Here is a 17,314-nt window from a genome sequence, read left to right as displayed (position 1 = left end):
ATGGCGGCCCAGGTTCGCGTTCTTCGTCAACGGATCCGCTCGGCGAAGTCGATGAAGAAGATCACCAAGGCGATGGAGCTCGTGGCGACGAGCCGGATCGCCAAGGCCCAGGCCCGGGTGGAGGCGTCCCTGCCGTACGCCCAGGCCATCACCAACGTGCTCACGGCGCTGGCGTCCAACGCGCGGATCGACCACCCGCTGCTGACCCCGCGCCCGCGGGTGCGGCGGGCCGGCGTCCTGCTGGTCACCAGCGACCGGGGCCTGGCCGGCGGTTACAGCACCAACGCGATCAAGACCGCTGAGTCGCTGATCGCCCGGCTCAAGGCCGACGGCAAGGAGCCGGTGCTCTACGTGGTCGGGCGCAAGGGCGTGACGTTCTACCGGTTCCGCAACCGGCCGATCGAGGCGAACTGGACGGGCTTCAGCGAGCAGCCGTCGTTCACCGACGCCCGCGAGGTGGGCGAGACGCTGATCAAGGCGTTCTCGGCCGGCGCGGACGACGTGGACGGCGGCTCCGGCCCGGACGGGGTGCTCGGGATCGACGAGCTGCACATCGTCTACACCGAGTTCAAGTCCCTGATGACCCAGACCCCGGTCGCGAAGATCATCGGCCCGATGCAGGTGGAGGACCGTCCGCGGTCCGAGGGCCTGCTCCCGGCGTACGAGTTCGAGCCGGAGGCGGAGGCGCTGCTCGACGCGCTGCTGCCGAAGTACATCAACACGCGGATCTACGCGGCGTTGATCGAGTCGGCGGCGAGCGAGTCGGCGGCTCGGCGGCGGGCGATGAAGAGCGCCACCGACAACGCGGAAGAGATGATCGAGAAGTACACGCGTGAGATGAACTCGGCCCGCCAGGCCGGGATCACCCAGGAGATCAGCGAGATCGTCGGCGGCGCGAACGCGCTTGCCGCGTCGGGAAGTGAAGTGTGATGACTGCCCCAGTAGAGACCAAGACGGCCACGGGTCGCGTGGTCCGGGTCATCGGCCCGGTCGTCGACGCCGAGTTCCCGCGCGACGCCATGCCGGACCTGTTCAACGCCCTGCACGTCGACGTGACGCTCTCCGGCGGCGAGAAGACGCTGACCCTGGAGGTCGCCCAGCACCTGGGTGACAACCTGGTCCGCGCCATCTCGATGCAGCCGACCGACGGCCTGGTCCGCGGCGCGGAGGTGCGTGACTCCGGCTCGCCGATCACCGTTCCGGTGGGCGACGCGGTCAAGGGCCACGTGTTCAACGCGATCGGCGAGGTCCTCAACCTCACCGAGGGCGAGACGCTCCAGGCCGACGACCGCTGGAGCATCCACCGCAAGGCCCCGGCCTTCGCGGACCTGGAGCCGAAGACCGAGATGCTGGAGACCGGCATCAAGGTCATCGACCTGCTCGCCCCGTACGTCAAGGGTGGCAAGATCGGCCTGTTCGGCGGCGCCGGCGTGGGCAAGACGGTGCTCATCCAGGAGATGATCACCCGGGTCGCCCGGAACTTCGGTGGTACCTCGGTCTTCGCCGGCGTGGGTGAGCGCACCCGTGAGGGCAACGACCTCATCGCCGAGATGACCGAGTCCGGCGTCATCGACAAGACCGCGCTGGTCTACGGCCAGATGGACGAGCCGCCGGGCACCCGGCTGCGGGTCGCCCTCTCCGCGCTGACCATGGCGGAGTACTTCCGCGACGTGAAGAAGCAGGAGGTGCTGCTCTTCATCGACAACATCTTCCGCTTCACCCAGGCCGGCTCCGAGGTCTCCACCCTGCTCGGCCGCATGCCGAGCGCGGTGGGCTACCAGCCGACCCTGGCCGACGAGATGGGCGAACTCCAGGAGCGGATCACCTCCGTCCGGGGCCAGGCCATCACCTCGATGCAGGCGATCTACGTGCCGGCGGACGACTACACCGACCCCGCTCCGGCCACCACGTTCGCCCACCTCGACGCGACCACCAACCTGGAGCGGTCGATCTCCGACAAGGGCATCTACCCGGCCGTGGACCCGCTGGCGTCCTCGTCCCGGATCCTCGCCCCGGAGTTCGTCGGCCAGGAGCACTTCCAGGTCGCCACCGAGGTGAAGCGGATCCTGCAGCGCTACAAGGACCTGCAGGACATCATCGCCATCCTCGGTATCGAGGAGCTCTCCGAGGAGGACAAGGTCACGGTCGGCCGGGCCCGCCGGATCGAGCGCTTCCTGTCGCAGAACACCTACGCGGCGGAGCAGTTCACCGGTGTGCCGGGCTCGACGGTCCCGATCAAGGAGACCATCGAGGCGTTCCGCAAGATCAGCGAGGGCGAGTACGACCACTTCCCCGAGCAGGCCTTCTTCATGTGCGGCGGTCTGGAGGACCTGGAGCGCAAGGCCAAGGAGCTGATGGCGGAGGGCTGAGCCCATCCGTTGTGAGCAAGAAAAAGGCCGCCCCGGCAATGCCGGGGCGGCCTTTTGTTCATCTTCACGCCGTATCGTGCCCGCTGGCCGGTTTCCCGCGCTCGGCGATCGTGCCGCACGCGAGGTACCGTCGGTTCGCGCGCTCACCGAGATGAGCGTCGGTCTATGGCAACCATTCGGCTGGGTGCGCCCGTCTCCTGATCGTGGGCGTGACGAACGGAGATGATCGTGGGTAAGGCCGGCAAGGGTGGCAAGCGGCCGTCCATCTGGGCGGGTGTGCCGCGGTGGGCCCGCGTCTGCACCGTGTTCGGCGCCGTGCTGATGCTGCTCAGCGGGGCGGTGCTGGTCGGCACCGAGGCGCTGATGGCCCGCTACGAGGGCGCGGTGGGCAAGGCCGACCTCTTCGGCGACCAGGCCGCCGGCGCCAAGGAGCGCAAGAGCGACATCAAGGGCCCGCTGAACATCCTGCTGGTCGGCATCGATCCCCGCAACCCGGAGACGCCGCCGCTGGCCGACTCGATCATGGTGCTGCACGTGCCCGCCACGATGGACCGGGCCTACCTCTTCTCCATGCCCCGCGACCTCATCGTGGAGATCCCCAAGTTCAGCAAGGCCGACTTCAACGGGGGCACCGACAAGCTCAACGCCGCCATGTCGTACGGCAGCCGGGTGCCGGGGCAGAACCCGGACGCCGCCCGCGGCTTCGAGCTGCTCGCGATGACCGTGCAGGACGTGACCGGGATCAAGCGCTTCGACGCCGGGGCGATCATCAACTTCACCGGCTTCCAGAAGATCGTCGACGCGATGGGTGGCGTCGACATGTACATCGAGCGCGAGGTGCGCTCCGAGCACCGGGAGCCGGACGGCAAGCACCGCAAGGGCAACCCGAACGGCGAGGGCTACATCGGGCCGCAGGCGGTCTACAAGAAGGGCAACCAGCACCTCAAGGGCTGGCAGGCGCTGGACTACGTCCGGCAGCGCTACCCGAAGAACGGCGTCCCGGACGGCGACTACGGCCGGCAGCGCCACCAGCAGCAGTTCGTCAAGGCCATGGTCGGCCAGGCGTTCAGCGCCGACGTGGTGACCAACCCGCTCAAGCTGGACCGGGTGCTCCGGGCCGCCGGGCAGTCGCTGATCTTCAACGGTCGCGGCCACAGCGTGGTGGACTTCGGTCTCGCGCTGAAGAACATCCGCCCGGAGACGATCCAGATGGTCAAGCTGCCCGGCGGCGGGGTGATCGAGAACGGCAAGTACCGCGGCGAGGCATTCAAGCCCGAGGTGGACGACTTCTTCACCGCGCTGCACAACGAGCAGCTGGACGCGTTCCTGCTGGAGCACCCGGACTTCCAGAACAAGACCAAGTAGGGTGGCGTAGCTCTCGCCACCCGCCTTGGGGGCGCTTCGGCGGCGGGACTAGACTTTCGACAATCCGCCGCCGCAGCAAGGAGACAGCGTGGCACAGCAGCTTCACGTCGAGCTCGTAGCCGTCGAGGAGAAGGTCTGGTCCGGCGAGGCCGAGATGGTCGTCGCCCGGACGACCGAGGGTGAGCTGGGTGTGCTGCCGGGGCACGCGCCGCTGCTCGGTCAGCTCGCCGAGCCCGGGCAGGTACGCATCAAGCTCGCCGGCGGCGAGCAGGTCTCCTACGAGGTGGCCGGCGGCTTCCTGTCGGTGAGCGCCGAGGGCGTGACCGTCCTGGCCGAGAGCGCCACCCCGGTTTCCGCCGCGCAGAGCCGCTGAGCCGTACCGTCGATGGAGATCGTCGAAGGGATCGGAATCGGCATCGCCGTGATCCTCGGCGCGCTGCTGATCCTCTTCGTCCGGCGAGCGGTGGTCACCCGTAGCGGTGGCATCATCCGACTCAGCGTCCGGGTCTCCACCATGCTCGACGGCCGGGGCTGGTCGCCCGGCTTCGGCCGCTTCGTCGGCGACGAACTCCGCTGGTACCGGATGTTCAGCTTCGCCCTGCGTCCCAAGCGGGTGCTGTCGCGCAAGGGGCTCGCGGTGGAGCGGCGTCGCCTCCCCGAGGGGCAGGAGCGCCTCTCCATGCCCGCCGACTGGGTGATCCTCCGGTGTACCAGTCACCACGCTCCGGTCGAGATCGCCATGGCGCGGTCCACCGTCACCGGATTCCTCTCCTGGCTCGAGGCCGCCCCACCCGGGGCGGTCTCGCCGCGTCTGGCCTCGCAGGACTGGCCCGCCGCCTGACCGGGGTCGCCCCCGACGGCAGGTGATCGCCGCGCCGGGAGCGGATCCGGCTCAGAGCAGCATGTCCGCCACGAAGCAGGCCACCCGGCCCTCGGCATCCCGCCCGACCCAGGTCGGGTACGCGCCGTCGCCCCACCCACTGAGCCAGAGCACCATCCCGCCGTCCCCGGCACGCAGGTACGGCTCGTCGCCGAGCCCGAGGGTCCGCCACGCGTCGATCCGGCCGGCGACCTCGTCGGCGTCCACGAAGCAGGCCATCCCGGCGTCCACGCCGAACCCGAAGAACTCGTCGTGGCCCAGGTCGAGCAGGTCCTGTCCGGGTCGCAACGCCATCTCCCAGCCGCGCACCGGCCGGTCGGTGACGTCCAACCGGGCGGCCGCCACCCGGACGTGGCGCGGGTCGTCGCCGATCCGGGCCAGGCTGAGCGTCACCGGGTAGCTGCCCGGCGGGACGGTGACGGTGTACGGGACGGCGGCGTGCTCCAGCCACGCCGGGTCGGCCGCGACCAGCCGCCCGGACGGCAGGCGGAGGTCGCCCACGTGGCGCACCTGGAGCCGGGCCCGCTCGGCGCCGCCGGCGACGGTCCGCGTCGAGCCGTCGATGAACAGGTTCTCGAGGTCGCCGGGCGGCATCGGCCGTGGCGGCCGCCACGGCGGTTCGTCCTCCGACGTCACGGGCAACCCGTGGCCGGCGGTCTCGACGAGCCGGACACCGCCGTCCAGGCCGAGCAGCGCGTGCCAGCGTCCGAAGGCCGGCCGGGGTGTCCGGGGCGGTGCCTCGACCCGGGAGGTGTCCCGCCGGCCTCCCCGGTCACCCTGCGGCTCGTCGATGTCGTGCCGGCGGCCGTCCAGCCGGTACGTCGTGCGGCGCCGGGCCGCCACGTGCGGGAACTCGTGCTCGCCGACGCCGTCCGGGCCGTGCCAGGTGCGGCGGCAACGCAGGAACAGGTCGCCGTCGGGGGTCCGGCGCCACTCGTCGGTGGCCACCCGCCGCCCCCGGTGGTCGTAGCGGGTGGTGCCGCAGTAGCCGTCGCCCCAGGACACGGCCAGCACGTGTTCCGGCCGGCCGTCGGCCAGCACCAGCACCGCGTACGGCGTGCCCGCCGCGTCCCGGGCCTCGGCCTCCGCCCGGCTCAGCGGGTTGACGACTGACCCGTCCCAGCCGTCCGCGTACACAACGTTTCGGGTGTTCGTCACCGGCGCACCATAGCGACGCCGCACCGCCGTCGCCGCCCCCGGCCTAGTCGACGGAGGTGACCAGCTCGACCTCGTACCCCTGGTTGTCGGTGAGGTAGGCGGCGTAGGTCCCCGGCCCGCCGGCGTGCGGGTGGCGGTCGGGGAAGAGCAGCGTCCAGCCGTGCGCCGGTGCCGCCGCCACCAGCCGGTCCACGGCCGCCGGCGGGCCGGCGTGGAAGGCCAGGTGGTTGAGGCCCGGGGCGAGCCGGTCGTGCCGCCGCCCGGAGAGCGCGGGGGACTCCTCCAGCACCAGGTACGTCGGGCCGAGCCGCCAGGAGCGGCCGGCCGGCCACTCCTGGAACGGCGTCCAGCCCAGCTCACCCAGGAGCCAGCCCCAGCTCCGGCGGGCGGCCGCCAGGTCGGGTACCCAGATCTCGACGTGGTGCAACCCGCCCACGCGGGGGAGGGGCGGCGCCGGCGGTTGCCCGGTCAGCGCCTACCGCCGGGAACCCATAGCACATCTCCGTTCGGATTTGCCGTTCTTGCCAGGATGAAGAGCAAGTCGGAGAGCCGGTTGAGATACTTGGCCGGGAGAGTGCTGGTCCGCTCGGAGTCATGGCTGACCAGGGCCCACGCCGCACGCTCGGCGCGCCGGGCGGTCGTCCGCGCCACGTGCAGCAGCGCCGCGCCCGCGGTGCCGCCGGGGAGGATGAAGGAGTCGAGCTTGCTCAGGCGTGCGTTGTACTCGTCGCACCAGCCCTCGAGGCGCTCGACGTACTCCTCGGTCACCCGCAGCGGCGGGTACTTCGGATCCGGTTCGACCGGGGTGGCCAGGTCGGCGCCCACGTCGAACAGGTCGTTCTGGACGACGGCGAGCACCGCCCGCAGCTCCTCGTCGAGCTGGCCCAGCGCCAGCGCCACGCCGATCGCCGCGTTGCACTCGTCGACGTCGGCGTACGCGGCGATCCGCGGATCGGTCTTCGGCACCTGCTCGTTGTTGCTCAGCCTGGTCATGCCGGCGTCGCCGGCCTTGGTGTAGATGCGCGTGAGGTGGACGGCCATGACGCACAGCCTACGGATACCGGACCTGACGATCCCGGCGCGGCCGGACACCGCCGCCGGCTGGCCGGCCGGGGTCGGCCCCGGCGACGCGGGCGATCCCGCGGTCAACGACGTCGATGTGATCCGGGTGAACGGCGGCGCCCGGCTGGCCGGCACGGTGCACGTGGTGGGCGCCAAGAACTCCGCTCTGAAGCTGATGGCGGCGGCGCTGCTCGCCCCGGGCCCCAGCGTGATCACCAACGTGCCCCGGATCACCGACATCGCGATCATGGGGGAGGTGCTCCGCCGGCTCGGCTGCGCGGTGCGCTTCGACGCCGACGACCCGGTCGACCCGATGGTCGCCCACGGCGGGGTCGCCCGCTCCCGGTCGGTCACCATCGACGTGCCCGACCAGCCGGGCACGGAGGCCGACTACGACCTGGTCCGCCGGCTGCGCGCGTCGATCTGCGTGCTCGGCCCGCTGCTGGCCCGGCGCGGGTACGTGCGGGTGGCCCACCCCGGCGGTGACGCGATCGGCTCCCGCGGCCTGGACATGCACATCTCCGGGCTGACCCGGATGGGCGCCGAGATCTCCGGCGAACACGGCTTCGTGATCGCCGCCGCGCCGCACGGCCTGCACGGGGCCGACATCGTGCTCGACTTCCCCAGCGTGGGGGCGACCGAGAACCTGGTGATGGCGGCGGTGCTGGCCCGCGGGTCGAGCGTGATCGACAACGCGGCCCGGGAACCGGAGATCGTCGACATCTGCACCATGCTCAACCAGATGGGCGCGCACATCTCCGGTGCCGGCACCTCGACCCTGCACATCGAGGGTGTGACCGAGCTGCGCCCGGTGCGGCACGCCACGGTGGGGGACCGGATCGTCGCCGGCACCTGGGCCTTCGGCGCGGCGATGACCCGCGGCGACGTGACAGTGACCGGGGTGGATCCGGCGTTCCTGGAGGTCGCGCTGGACAAGGTGGTCTCGGCGGGCGGCCTGGTCGAGACCCGGGCGGACGCCTTCCGGGTCCGGATGGACGACCGGCCGAACGCGGTGGACGTGGTGACCCTGCCGTACCCCGGCTTCGCCACCGACCTGCTGCCGATGGCGATCGGGCTGGCCGCGGTCAGCGACGGCGCCTCGCTGATCACCGAGAACATCTTCGACGGGCGGTTCATGTTCGCCAACGAGATGATGCGGCTCGGCGCGGACATCAAGACCGACGGCCACCACGCCGTGGTCCGGGGCCGGGAGCGGCTCTCCGGCGCCCCGGTACGCGCCACCGACATCCGGGCCGGGGCCGGCCTGATCATCGCCGGGCTCTGCGCCGACGGGGTCACCGAGGTCTCCCACGTGCACCACGTGGACCGCGGCTACCCGGACTTCGTGGCCGACCTGCGGGCGCTCGGCGTCGAGGTGGAGCGGGGCGTCGCGCCGGAGGAGCCGGCGGTCACCATCTAGGGCCTTAGCAGTTGTTCAGCCTCGCCGACAGGACTGGCTGGTCACGCCCTCACGGCCCTCGCTGCGCTCGGTGCGTTCGGTCATGACTAGGGTGCACCACAGACACTCATTCAGGGCGAGGGAGTAAGCAATGGCGGGTCGACTCGCGGTCGTCGGGGCCGGGCTGATGGGCTCGGGGATCGCCCAGGTGGCGGCGCAGGCGGGCTGGCAGGTGACGCTGCGGGACCTGGACGACGCGGCCACCCGGCGCGGCCTGGACGGCATCCGGAAGTCGCTGGAGAAGTTCGCCGAGAAGGGCAAGATCGAGGCGTCCGAGGTCGAGGCGACGCTGGGGCGGATCACCCCGACCACCGACCTGGAAGCGGCCGCCGACGCCGACATCGTGGTCGAGGCGGTCTTCGAGCGGCTGGACGTCAAGCACGAGGTGTTCCGGGCGCTGGACAAGATCTGCAAGTCGGACGCGGTACTGGCCACCAACACCTCGGCCATCCCGGTCACCCAGATCGCCGCGGTCACCGCGCGCCCCGAGGCAGTGGTCGGCACGCACTTCTTCTCGCCGGTGCCGATGATGAAGCTCTGCGAGCTGGTCCGCGGCTACAAGACCAGCGACGGGACGCTCGCCACCGCGAAGACGTTCGCCGAGGAGATCGGCAAGACGGTGGTCGTGGTCAACCGGGACATCGCCGGCTTCGTCACCACCCGGCTGATCGCCGCGCTGGTGATGGAGGCGGTCAAGCTGGTCGAGTCCGGCGTGGTGTCGGCGGAGGACCTGGACACCGCGTGCCGGCTCGGCTTCGGCCACGCCATGGGCCCGCTGGCCACCACCGACCTGACCGGCGTGGACGTGCTGCTGCACGCCGCGAAGAACATCTACACCGACACCGCTGACGAGAAGTTCTTCCCGCCGGAGCTGCTCCAGCGCATGGTGACCGCGGGCGACCTGGGCCGCAAGACCGGCAAGGGTTTCTACACCTACTGACGGGGCGCGGCGGCCTCCCGGCCGTCAGCGGACCGCTCCCGCCGGCGCGGGGGCGGTCCGCCGCAGCCCGGCGGTGAGCACCAGGGTGGCCGCCAGCGACGCCGCGGCGAGCAGCGCGACGGCCCAGCTCGCCGGGACCAGGTCCGCGACCGCGCCGGCGAGCGCGGCGCACACCGCCTGCCCGGCCAGCATGCCGTTGTGGTGCAGGCCGAGCACCTGACCCCGGGCCTGCGCCGGGGAGTGGGCGATCAGCCGCTCCTGCAACGGCAGCCCGGCGGCGAAGCCGGCCGAGGCGACGACCGCGACGAGCATGGCCAGCGGCAGCGCCGGCGACAGCGCGAAGGCCAGGTAGGGCACGGCGAGCAGCAGCCGCAGGGCGGGCACCAGCCGGTCCCGCCAGGCCGGCGGCAGGAACCGCCCCACCACGACGTCGCCCGCCAGCATGCCGAGGGCCGCGGCGGCGTACAGGAAACCGGCCCGGTCCCCGGCGTAGGGGACGAACAGTGCCTCGCAGCCGACGACCAGGCCGTTCGGCACCCACAGGTTGAGCAGCAGGGACCGGCGGCCCGGATCCGCCCACAGCTCCCGGTTCACCCGCAGCGTGCGCCCGACCGTCGTCCGGGCGGTGGCCCGGGCCGGGCGTTCCGACAGCCCGAACCAGCCCACCGCGGCGGCCACCGCCCGGAGCACCGCGGCGAGCAGGAACACCTGGTACGGGCTCAGCCAGACGAGCAGGGCGCCGGCCAGCCCGAAGCCGGCGATCTGCATCACCCCGACGCTCGTGTTCATGGTGCCCCGGGCCAGTACGTAGGAGTCGGCCGGCAGCATGTCGGTGAGCAGCGCCCACCTCGCCCCACCGGTGATCGAGCCGACGTACGCGCCGGCGAAGATGATCGCGAAGCGGGCCCACAGCGGCAGACCCGGCACGGCCTGCAGGGCCGCGCCGGCGGCGACCAGCACGGCGGCGAGGGTGAGCGCCCGGCGGGGCGGCACGCTGTCCGCGGCCGACAGCAACGTCAGGCTGCCGAGCACGCCGGCGAGCGGTGCGCCGAACATGCCCAGGGCGGTGAGCAGCGCCGAGCCGGTCGACGCGTAGGTCAACGCGCCCAGCGCCAGCGAGGACGTCGTGTGCGCCGCGATCCCGGCACAGTTCGCCAGGAACAGGTTGCGGAACTCCCGGACCGCGAACAGGTCTGCGTACGTTCTCACGGGCACGATCGTGTGGGACGTGGCGGTGGATCTCGTAGAGTTACGTCTGGAGGCGAAACGTGGGCGTCTGGCAGGTGCCGTCGGATCTTCTCGCGCGGAGCCGCTTCACGGTCTCGCCGATGGTCGACACGGTCGCCGCGCTGCGCGCGCTGTACGACCCGCGTACGCCCTGGCAGCGGACCTGGCGGGGGCCGCACGTCGAGGCGTTCCGGCGGATGCTGGACAACCGGCCCGTGCTCCGGGCGCTGCTGCCCGCGTCGTTCAACCCCCGGTGGGTCGCGGACTTCCTCACCATCGCGCCCGCCTCGCCGGAACCGACCTTCGCGGCGGAGCTGGCCGCCGTCGGTCGGTTGTCCGACGAGCGGATCCGGGCCGACCTGCGGGCCACCCGTCCGGAGCCGCTCGCCGCCGAGCTGCTGGCCGACGGTCTCGTCGGGCAGGTGGTGGACCTTCTCGACTGGGTCTGGACGCACACCGTCGAGCCGGAGTGGCCGGAGCGGGAACGCCGGCTGCGGGCGGACATCGTGGCCCGCACCGCCGCGTTGAGCAGGGGCGGCTGGGCCGGGGTGTTCGCCGACCTCAACCGCAACATGGGCTGGCTGGGCGACGGACGGCTCCAGGTCAACGACTACCCGGAGCCGCCACTGTCGCTGCACGCGGCCGAGCAGCTGTTCTTCCTCCCGGCGCACTGCCGGCGCGGCTGGGTGGTCTGGGACAGGCCGACCCGGTTCGGGATGGTCTACCCGGCGCGCGGGATCCTGGTCGATCCCACCTCACCGGCGCCCGACGGGCTGGCCCGGCTGATCGGCGCGAACCGGGCCGACATCCTCGCCCGGCTGGACACCCCGCTGAGCACCTCCCAGCTCGTGGTGGTGACCGGGCTGTCCCTCGGCACGGTGAGCGACCACCTGCGGGTGCTGCTGGACGCCGGCGCCGTCAGCAAGCGGCGGTCCGGACGCGAGGTGCTCTACTGGCGTACGCCACTGGGCGACGCGCTCGCCGCCGGCGGCTGAGCGGGGCCGCCCGGCCGGGCCCGCCCCGCCGGGTCAGCCGTCGCGCTTGGTGGTCCAGCGGAAGGTGGTCAGGCAGAGCACCAGGCCGACCACGCACCACGCGGCGAGCACCAGGGCGACCCGCCCCAGCTCGAACGATCCGGCCGGTTCCTGCGCGCCGAAGCTCTCCGGCAGGAAGACCGAGCGCAGCCCCTGGCACATCCACTTCAGCGGGAAGAGCGCCGCCACCTGCTGCATCCAGGAGGGCAGCTGGGTGAAGACGAAGAACACCCCGGAGATGAACTGGAGCACCAGCGCCACCGGGGTGACCACGGCGGAACCGCTGCGCGCGGTGCGGGCCAGCGACGAGATGGCGATGCCGCAGAGGGTGCAGGCGGTCACGCCGAGCACCGACACCCAACCGAAGGTCAGCCACTTCGCGGCGGTGCCGGGCAGGTCCAGGTCGAACAGCGCCACCGAGACGGCGAGCAGCAGCACCGTCTCCGCGACGCCGATGGCGACCACCATCAGCACCTTGCCGGCGAACCACACCCACTTCGGCATCGGCGTGCCCCGGTAGCGCTTGAGCACCCCCCGGTCGCGCTCGATCGGGATCCAGATGCCGAGGTTCTGGAAGCTCACCGTCATCAGGCCGGTGGCGATCATGCCGGTGATGAAGTACTGGGTGTAGCTGACCCCGGGGGCGATCTCGTCGCTGAAGATCGCCGCGAAGATCAGGATCATGATGACCGGGAAGCCCATCGTGAACACGACGGACTCCCGGCTGCGCAGGAACTGGGTGATCTCCAGCCGGCCCTGTCGCAGCGCGAGGGCCACCGGGCCCCGCCGCCGCGCCGGTGCCGCGGCGGCCGGCGCGGCCGGCTTCATGGTGGCGGTCATGCGTGTCCGATCATCGTGAGGTAGATGTCCTCCAGGGTCGGCCGGGTCACCGTGAGGCCGGGGACCTCGCCGCCGAAGCGCGCGGCCAGCTCCGCCACCAGCGCCGTCGGCGTCGCGCTCTCGACGCTCTCCAGCGCCCCCTCCGGCGTACGCCAGGAGACAGTGGCCAGGGCCTCCTGGCGGTTGCCCAGCCGGTTCGGCGCGGCGACCTCGACCAGCCGGCCGCCCGCGATCACCCCGACCCGGTCGGCCAGCGCCTCGGCCTCGTCCAGGTAGTGGGTGGTCAGCACGATGGTGGTGCCGGCCGCGGCCAGGTCCCGGATCAGCTCCCAGAACTCGCGCCGCGCCTCCGGGTCGAAACCGGTGGTCGGCTCGTCCAGGAAGAGCAGCTCGGGCCGGCCGACGATGCCGAGCGCCACGTCGAGCCGGCGCTTCTGGCCGCCGGAGAGGGTGTGCGTCCGGGCCTTCGCCTTGCCGGCCAGGCCGACCCGCTCGACGACCTTGTCCGGGTCGTCGGCGTCGGCGTAGAACCCGGCGAAGTGCCGGACCACCTCGCCGACGGTCAGCTCGTCGAACTCGCCGGTGCCCTGGAGCACGATGCCCACCCGGGAGCGCCAGTCCGCGGCCGGCCGCGCCGGGTCGCTGCCGAGCACCGAGACCTCGCCGGCGTCGCGGCGCCGGAAGCCCTCCAGGATCTCCACCGTGGTGGTCTTGCCCGCGCCGTTCGGGCCCAGCAGGGCGAACACCTCACCCCGGCGCACGTCGAGGTCGACGCCCGCCACCGCGACGGTGTCCCCGTACGCCTTGCGCAGCCCCCGCACGGAGATCGCGAGCTCGTCATCCATGCCGTCAAGTGTGCGACCTGGCCGGCGACGCCGGCCGGCCGGGGTGTGGCGGTCGCCGCCATGCCGGGCGGTTGGCACCCGGACGTCCCCTCCATGGAGCTGTGTGGTTTTCCACAGCGCGGGTGACTGAACGGTAACTTAGACTCCGGCCATGGACGAGAAGGCTCCCCCCGGCCGGCTGCCCGAGCGCGACCGCCCCTGGGTGATGCGCACCTACGCCGGGCACTCCTCGGCCGCCGCGACCAACGCGCTCTTCCGCCGCAACCTGGCCAAGGGACAGACCGGCCTGTCGGTCGCCTTCGATCTGCCCACCCAGACCGGGTACGACCCGGACCACGAACTGGCCGCCGGCGAGGTCGGCCGGGTCGGCGTGCCGGTCGCCCACCTCGGCGACATGCGGGCCCTCTTCGACGGCATCCCGCTGGCCGAGATGAACACCTCGATGACCATCAACGCGCCGGCGATGTGGCTGCTCGCCCTCTACGGCACCGTCGGCGCCGAGCAGGGGGCCGAGCTGGCCCGCTGCGCCGGCACGACGCAGAACGACATCATCAAGGAGTACCTGTCCCGGGGGACCTACATCTTCCCGCCGGCCGCGTCGCTGCGGCTCACCGCTGACGTCATCGCGTACACGCTGCGCGAGATGCCGCGCTGGAACCCGGTCAACATCTGCTCGTACCACCTCCAGGAGGCCGGCGCGACGCCGGTGCAGGAGGTCGGCTTCGCGCTGGCCACCGCGGTCGCCGTGCTCGACGCGGTACGCGACTCCGGCCAGGTGCCCGCCGAGCGGATGGGCGACGTGGTGCAGCGGATCTCGTTCTTCGTCAACGCCGGGGTGCGCTTCGTCGAGGAGATCGCCAAGATGCGCGCCTTCGGCGCGCTCTGGGACGAGATCACCCGCGACCGCTACGGCGTCACCGACCCGAAGCAGCGCCGGTTCCGCTACGGCGTGCAGGTCAACTCGCTCGGGCTGACCGAGGCGCAGCCGGAGAACAACATCCAGCGGATCGTGCTGGAGATGCTCGGCGTCACCCTCTCCCGCGACGCCCGGGCCCGCGCCGTGCAGCTGCCGGCCTGGAACGAGGCGCTCGGCCTGCCCCGGCCGTGGGACCAGCAGTGGTCGCTGCGCATGCAGCAGGTCCTGGCGTACGAGTCGGACCTGCTCGAATACCCCGACCTGTTCGCCGGCTCGCACGTGATGACCGCACTGGTCGACGAGATCGTCACCGGCGCCCGGGTCGAGCTGGAGAAGGTGCTGGAGATGGGCGGCGTGGTGACCGCCGTGGAGACCGGTTACCTCAAGAGCGCCCTGGTCGCCTCGCTGGCCGAGCGCCGGCGCCGGATGGAGGCCGGCACCGACGTGGTGGTCGGCGTCAACCGGTTCACCGAGACCGAGCCGTCGCCGCTGACCGCGGCCGGCGCCGAGGCGATCGAGCAGGTGGACCCGGCCGTGGAGAAGTCCGCCGCGGCCGCCGTACGCCAATGGCGGGCCAACCGGGACACCGCGGCCGTCGACGCCGCCCTGGCCCGGCTCCGCGCGGACGCCGCGACCAGCACGAACCTGATGCCGGCGACACTGGAGTGCGTGCGGGCCGGGGTGACCACCGGCGAGTGGGCCGGCGCGCTGCGGCAGGTCTTCGGCGAGTACCGGGCGCCGACCGGGCTGGCCGGCGGCGCCGGGGCCGGCGCGGACGCCGGGCTCGCCGGGGTGCGGGAGCGGGTCGCCGCCACCGCCCGCGAGCTGGGCAGCGCCCGGCTGCGGCTGCTGGTCGGCAAGCCGGGCCTGGACGGGCACTCCAACGGTGCCGAGCAGATCGCGGTACGCGCCCGGGACGCCGGCTTCGAGGTGGTCTACCAGGGCATCCGGCTGACCGCCGGGCAGATCGTCGCCGCCGCCGTCGAGGAGGACGTGGACCTGGTCGGGCTCTCGGTGCTCTCCGGCTCGCACCTGGCCGCGGTGCCCGCGGTGCTGGACGGGCTGCGCGCCGCCGGGCGGCCGGACCTGCCGGTGGTGGTCGGCGGCATCATCCCGGCGGCCGACGCCGAGCAGTTGCGCGCCGCCGGGGTGGCCCGGGTGTTCACGCCGAAGGACTTCGCCCTGACCGGCATCATCGACGAACTCGTCACCGTGGTGCGGCAGGCCAACGGGCTGCGCTGAGGCCCCCGCCGTCACCGACCACCGGGGCGGTGGCGGCGGGCCAGCGCCCTGTTCCGCCGATGGCGTGCGGTGGGGTCAGCGCTGGTCGTAGGTGATGCAGTCGGCCATGTCGTTGTCCGGGCCGACCTTGATCGCCGGCGCGTGGCACTCCAACTGGTCGTTGTGCCGGCAGTCGGCCCGCTGGCAGGCGCCGACCTGGGCGATGAGGCCGTCCACGCCGGCCTGGACGGTCGGCAGTTCGATGAACGTCCGGCAGTGCGCGTGGTCCATGCTGCCGATCGTGATGGCGAACGCGTGGCAGTCGCCGGTGTGGTTGTACCCGCAGGCCACCACCACGCACTCCTGAACCCGGGGCATCTCCATCGCTGCGGTCATGCCGGCCTCCTCTAGTCCTGCGTAGATTCTACTGATTTGCCGGCCTTCCTGGCCCGGATTCAGCCCTGCCCGAGCACCTCCGAGAGCGGGGCCGGCTCCAGGCCGCGCTCGGCCAGCCCGGCCAGGATGTGCGGCAGCGCCTCGTCCGTCATCGGCGCGTTCGCCTCCGTCACGTGCAGGATGATCACCGAGCCCGGGCGGACCCCGTCCAGCGCCGCCCGCACCACCGGCCGCCAGGACTTCGCGAACGGGTCGCCGCTGACCACGTCCCCGTCCACCACTGTCAGCCCCAGCGGCGCCAGCGCCTCGAGCGCCTGCCGGTCGTGGCACAGGCCGGGAAAGCGGAAGTACCGGGTCTGCCGCCCGCCGTACTCGGCCACCAGGTCGAACGTCCGGGCCACGTCGGCGGTCATCTTCCGGTCCGCGATGCGGGGCAGGCCGTAGCAGTCCGGGGTGAAGGCCAGATGCCCGTACGTGTGGTTGGCCAGCTCGAAGCGCGGGTTCGCGGCCAGGCGGCGGGTGAGCGCCGGGTACTGCTCGACCCACATGCCGGTGAGGAAGAAGGTGGCCGGCACCCGCTCCCGCTCCAGCCGCTCGATGATCTTCAGGTTCGCGTACGACCGCACCGCGCCGCTGCGCAGTTGGTGCCGCATCGCCTCGGTCATGTCCGCGTCGAAGGTGAGCGCCACCTTGTTCCCGGTACGCGGCCCGTGGTCGACGACGGGAGGCAGACTCCCGATCGGGGTGGCGCCGGGCAGTTCCGGGCCGCCTCCGGGCCGAGCGGTGCCCGACGGTGCCGAGGTCGGTGCCGTCGCCGGCGGCGCCGGGGACTGCGCCGCCGGCTCAGTCGCCGGTATCCGGACAATGCCGGCGCTGGCCGGCGTACGGAGCGGGCTGGGGGCGGTCAGCAGGGCGGCCGCCGCGGCGGCGGCGCCGAGGAGCGCGACGAGTGAAACGCGGGAGATCTTCACGGGCACCGCAAGATGATCGCAGCGCGGCCTCGGCTCATGTGGACCGCTGTCCGGCTGGTGCGTCCCGTGAGGGTGATGCCGCTGAGTCATCAATATGCCGCTGAGGTATCAGGGGTGTTGCGTGGTGGCCGCACGTCGGCGGCGTGCGCGCATCCCGGTCGCCGCGCAGGGGCCGGGCGTCCCGCGCGCTCGTTCCTCACAGGGCCGGGGCGCCCCGCGCGCTCGTTCCGCCGGGACCCGTCCCGCCGCGGGACCCGACGGCCGCTCCGTGCCCCGGTGGGCTGATCGACGAGCGCCAACCGAGTTCACCCCGTTCGCGGAACCCGGACGGCCGGGTCATCCGGGCGTCTCGCGCAGTGAGTCGGCTGGGTGTGTGAGGGCTGCGCTGTTCGCCAATGTGGCGGTATCGAAGGGTCCTGCGCGGCGAGCCGACGCACTATCTGACCCAGGGGGACCTGCACCGCGTCGCCGATGTGGCGGTATCCGGACCGCGCACGGCAACACGGACACGGCCAGGCCCCCCGCCGGCGACCGCGACCAGGCGTCGGCGGCTCAACCAGGTCGGGGGGGGGGGGGGGGGGGGGGGGGGGCGGGGGGGGGGGGGGGCGGGGGCCGGGGGGCGCGGGGCGGG

Annotated in this window: 17 protein-coding genes; 9 read left to right on the top strand and 8 right to left on the bottom strand. The window is 72.4% G+C overall.

Features of this window, described 5'->3' with window-relative positions:
* The 5 genes from SM577_RS12570 (at nt 1) to SM577_RS12550 (ending at nt 4,575) form a co-directional block, all read left to right on the top strand.
* The gene (locus SM577_RS12570) at nt 1–930 is read left to right on the top strand and encodes a F0F1 ATP synthase subunit gamma (protein ID WP_302919214.1); all 930 of its coding nucleotides are present in this window, start codon (nt 1–3) and stop codon (nt 928–930) included.
* Nucleotides 930–2,369: a F0F1 ATP synthase subunit beta gene (atpD, locus tag SM577_RS12565; protein WP_302919213.1), complete on the top strand. Its 1,440-nt coding sequence runs from the start codon at nt 930–932 to the stop codon at nt 2,367–2,369. Before SM577_RS12570 ends, atpD begins: the two co-directional genes overlap by 1 nt.
* A 222-nt stretch (nt 2,370–2,591) precedes the next feature.
* Complete coding sequence (locus SM577_RS12560) at nt 2,592–3,734, top strand: LCP family protein (RefSeq protein ID WP_302919212.1); 1,143 nt, start codon at nt 2,592–2,594, stop codon at nt 3,732–3,734.
* Between the two features lie 88 nt (nt 3,735–3,822).
* Nucleotides 3,823–4,107 (top strand): F0F1 ATP synthase subunit epsilon, encoded by a 285-nt coding sequence (locus SM577_RS12555; RefSeq protein WP_088992202.1) that lies wholly within the window; start codon nt 3,823–3,825, stop codon nt 4,105–4,107.
* Between the two features lie 12 nt (nt 4,108–4,119).
* Nucleotides 4,120–4,575: a DUF2550 domain-containing protein gene (locus tag SM577_RS12550; RefSeq protein WP_109900209.1), complete on the top strand. Its 456-nt coding sequence runs from the start codon at nt 4,120–4,122 to the stop codon at nt 4,573–4,575.
* 51 nt (nt 4,576–4,626) lie between these two features.
* Here the strand turns inward: SM577_RS12550 and SM577_RS12545 are convergent, their stop codons facing one another.
* Genes SM577_RS12545 through SM577_RS12535 form a run of 3 tightly spaced genes read right to left on the bottom strand, consistent with a single transcriptional unit; the run spans nt 4,627 to nt 6,813 of the window.
* The gene (locus tag SM577_RS12545) at nt 4,627–5,772 is read right to left on the bottom strand and encodes a DUF4241 domain-containing protein (protein WP_474586945.1); all 1,146 of its coding nucleotides are present in this window, start codon (nt 5,770–5,772) and stop codon (nt 4,627–4,629) included.
* A 43-nt stretch (nt 5,773–5,815) separates the two neighbouring features.
* Entirely contained in the window at nt 5,816–6,208 is a 393-nt protein-coding gene (locus SM577_RS12540; protein WP_302919210.1) for a VOC family protein, read from the bottom strand.
* Between the two features lie 32 nt (nt 6,209–6,240).
* Nucleotides 6,241–6,813 (bottom strand): cob(I)yrinic acid a,c-diamide adenosyltransferase, encoded by a 573-nt coding sequence (locus SM577_RS12535; RefSeq protein ID WP_302919209.1) that lies wholly within the window; start codon nt 6,811–6,813, stop codon nt 6,241–6,243.
* Here SM577_RS12535 and murA point away from each other — a divergent pair.
* Entirely contained in the window at nt 6,812–8,254 is a 1,443-nt protein-coding gene (murA, locus tag SM577_RS12530; protein ID WP_474579603.1) for a UDP-N-acetylglucosamine 1-carboxyvinyltransferase, read from the top strand. The two genes, SM577_RS12535 and murA, sit on opposite strands and share 2 nt — an antisense overlap.
* Before the next feature lie 130 nt (nt 8,255–8,384).
* On the top strand, nt 8,385–9,233 hold the full coding sequence (locus SM577_RS12525) for a 3-hydroxyacyl-CoA dehydrogenase family protein (RefSeq protein ID WP_474586944.1): 849 nt from the start codon (nt 8,385–8,387) through the stop codon (nt 9,231–9,233).
* A gap of 24 nt (nt 9,234–9,257) precedes the next feature.
* Here the strand turns inward: SM577_RS12525 and SM577_RS12520 are convergent, their stop codons facing one another.
* Nucleotides 9,258–10,442 (bottom strand): MFS transporter, encoded by a 1,185-nt coding sequence (locus SM577_RS12520; RefSeq protein ID WP_474586943.1) that lies wholly within the window; start codon nt 10,440–10,442, stop codon nt 9,258–9,260.
* 119 nt (nt 10,443–10,561) lie between these two features.
* Between SM577_RS12520 and SM577_RS12515 the strand changes: the two genes are divergently transcribed.
* Nucleotides 10,562–11,455 carry an ArsR/SmtB family transcription factor gene (locus SM577_RS12515; protein WP_474586942.1) on the top strand — a complete coding sequence of 298 codons (894 nt, stop codon included), beginning with the start codon at nt 10,562–10,564 and terminating at the stop codon, nt 11,453–11,455.
* A 33-nt stretch (nt 11,456–11,488) separates the two neighbouring features.
* On the opposite strand, the gene SM577_RS12510 is transcribed toward SM577_RS12515, so the two are convergent.
* Both SM577_RS12510 and SM577_RS12505 read right to left on the bottom strand, forming a co-directional pair.
* On the bottom strand, nt 11,489–12,334 hold the full coding sequence (locus SM577_RS12510; RefSeq protein ID WP_302919204.1) for an ABC transporter permease: 846 nt from the start codon (nt 12,332–12,334) through the stop codon (nt 11,489–11,491).
* Complete coding sequence (locus SM577_RS12505) at nt 12,331–13,179, bottom strand: ABC transporter ATP-binding protein (protein WP_302919203.1); 849 nt, start codon at nt 13,177–13,179, stop codon at nt 12,331–12,333. The genes SM577_RS12510 and SM577_RS12505 overlap by 4 nt, the downstream gene beginning before the upstream one ends.
* A 151-nt stretch (nt 13,180–13,330) precedes the next feature.
* On the opposite strand from SM577_RS12505, the gene SM577_RS12500 reads away from it, so the two are divergent.
* On the top strand, nt 13,331–15,337 hold the full coding sequence (locus SM577_RS12500) for a protein meaA (RefSeq protein ID WP_474586941.1): 2,007 nt from the start codon (nt 13,331–13,333) through the stop codon (nt 15,335–15,337).
* 75 nt (nt 15,338–15,412) lie between these two features.
* On the opposite strand, the gene SM577_RS12495 is transcribed toward SM577_RS12500, so the two are convergent.
* Both SM577_RS12495 and SM577_RS12490 read right to left on the bottom strand, forming a co-directional pair.
* Nucleotides 15,413–15,712 (bottom strand): DUF1540 domain-containing protein, encoded by a 300-nt coding sequence (locus tag SM577_RS12495; protein ID WP_088992213.1) that lies wholly within the window; start codon nt 15,710–15,712, stop codon nt 15,413–15,415.
* A gap of 59 nt (nt 15,713–15,771) precedes the next feature.
* A complete protein-coding gene (locus tag SM577_RS12490) occupies nt 15,772–16,689 on the bottom strand; it encodes a polysaccharide deacetylase family protein (RefSeq protein WP_474586940.1) in 918 nt (305 codons plus the stop codon).
* Nucleotides 16,690–17,314: the final 625 nt, after the last annotated feature.

It is taken from the genome of Micromonospora desertarenae (genome assembly GCF_056150265.1).
The sequence above is the reverse complement of the archived record's forward strand: the minus strand, read 5'-3'. Positions and strand labels throughout refer to the sequence as shown.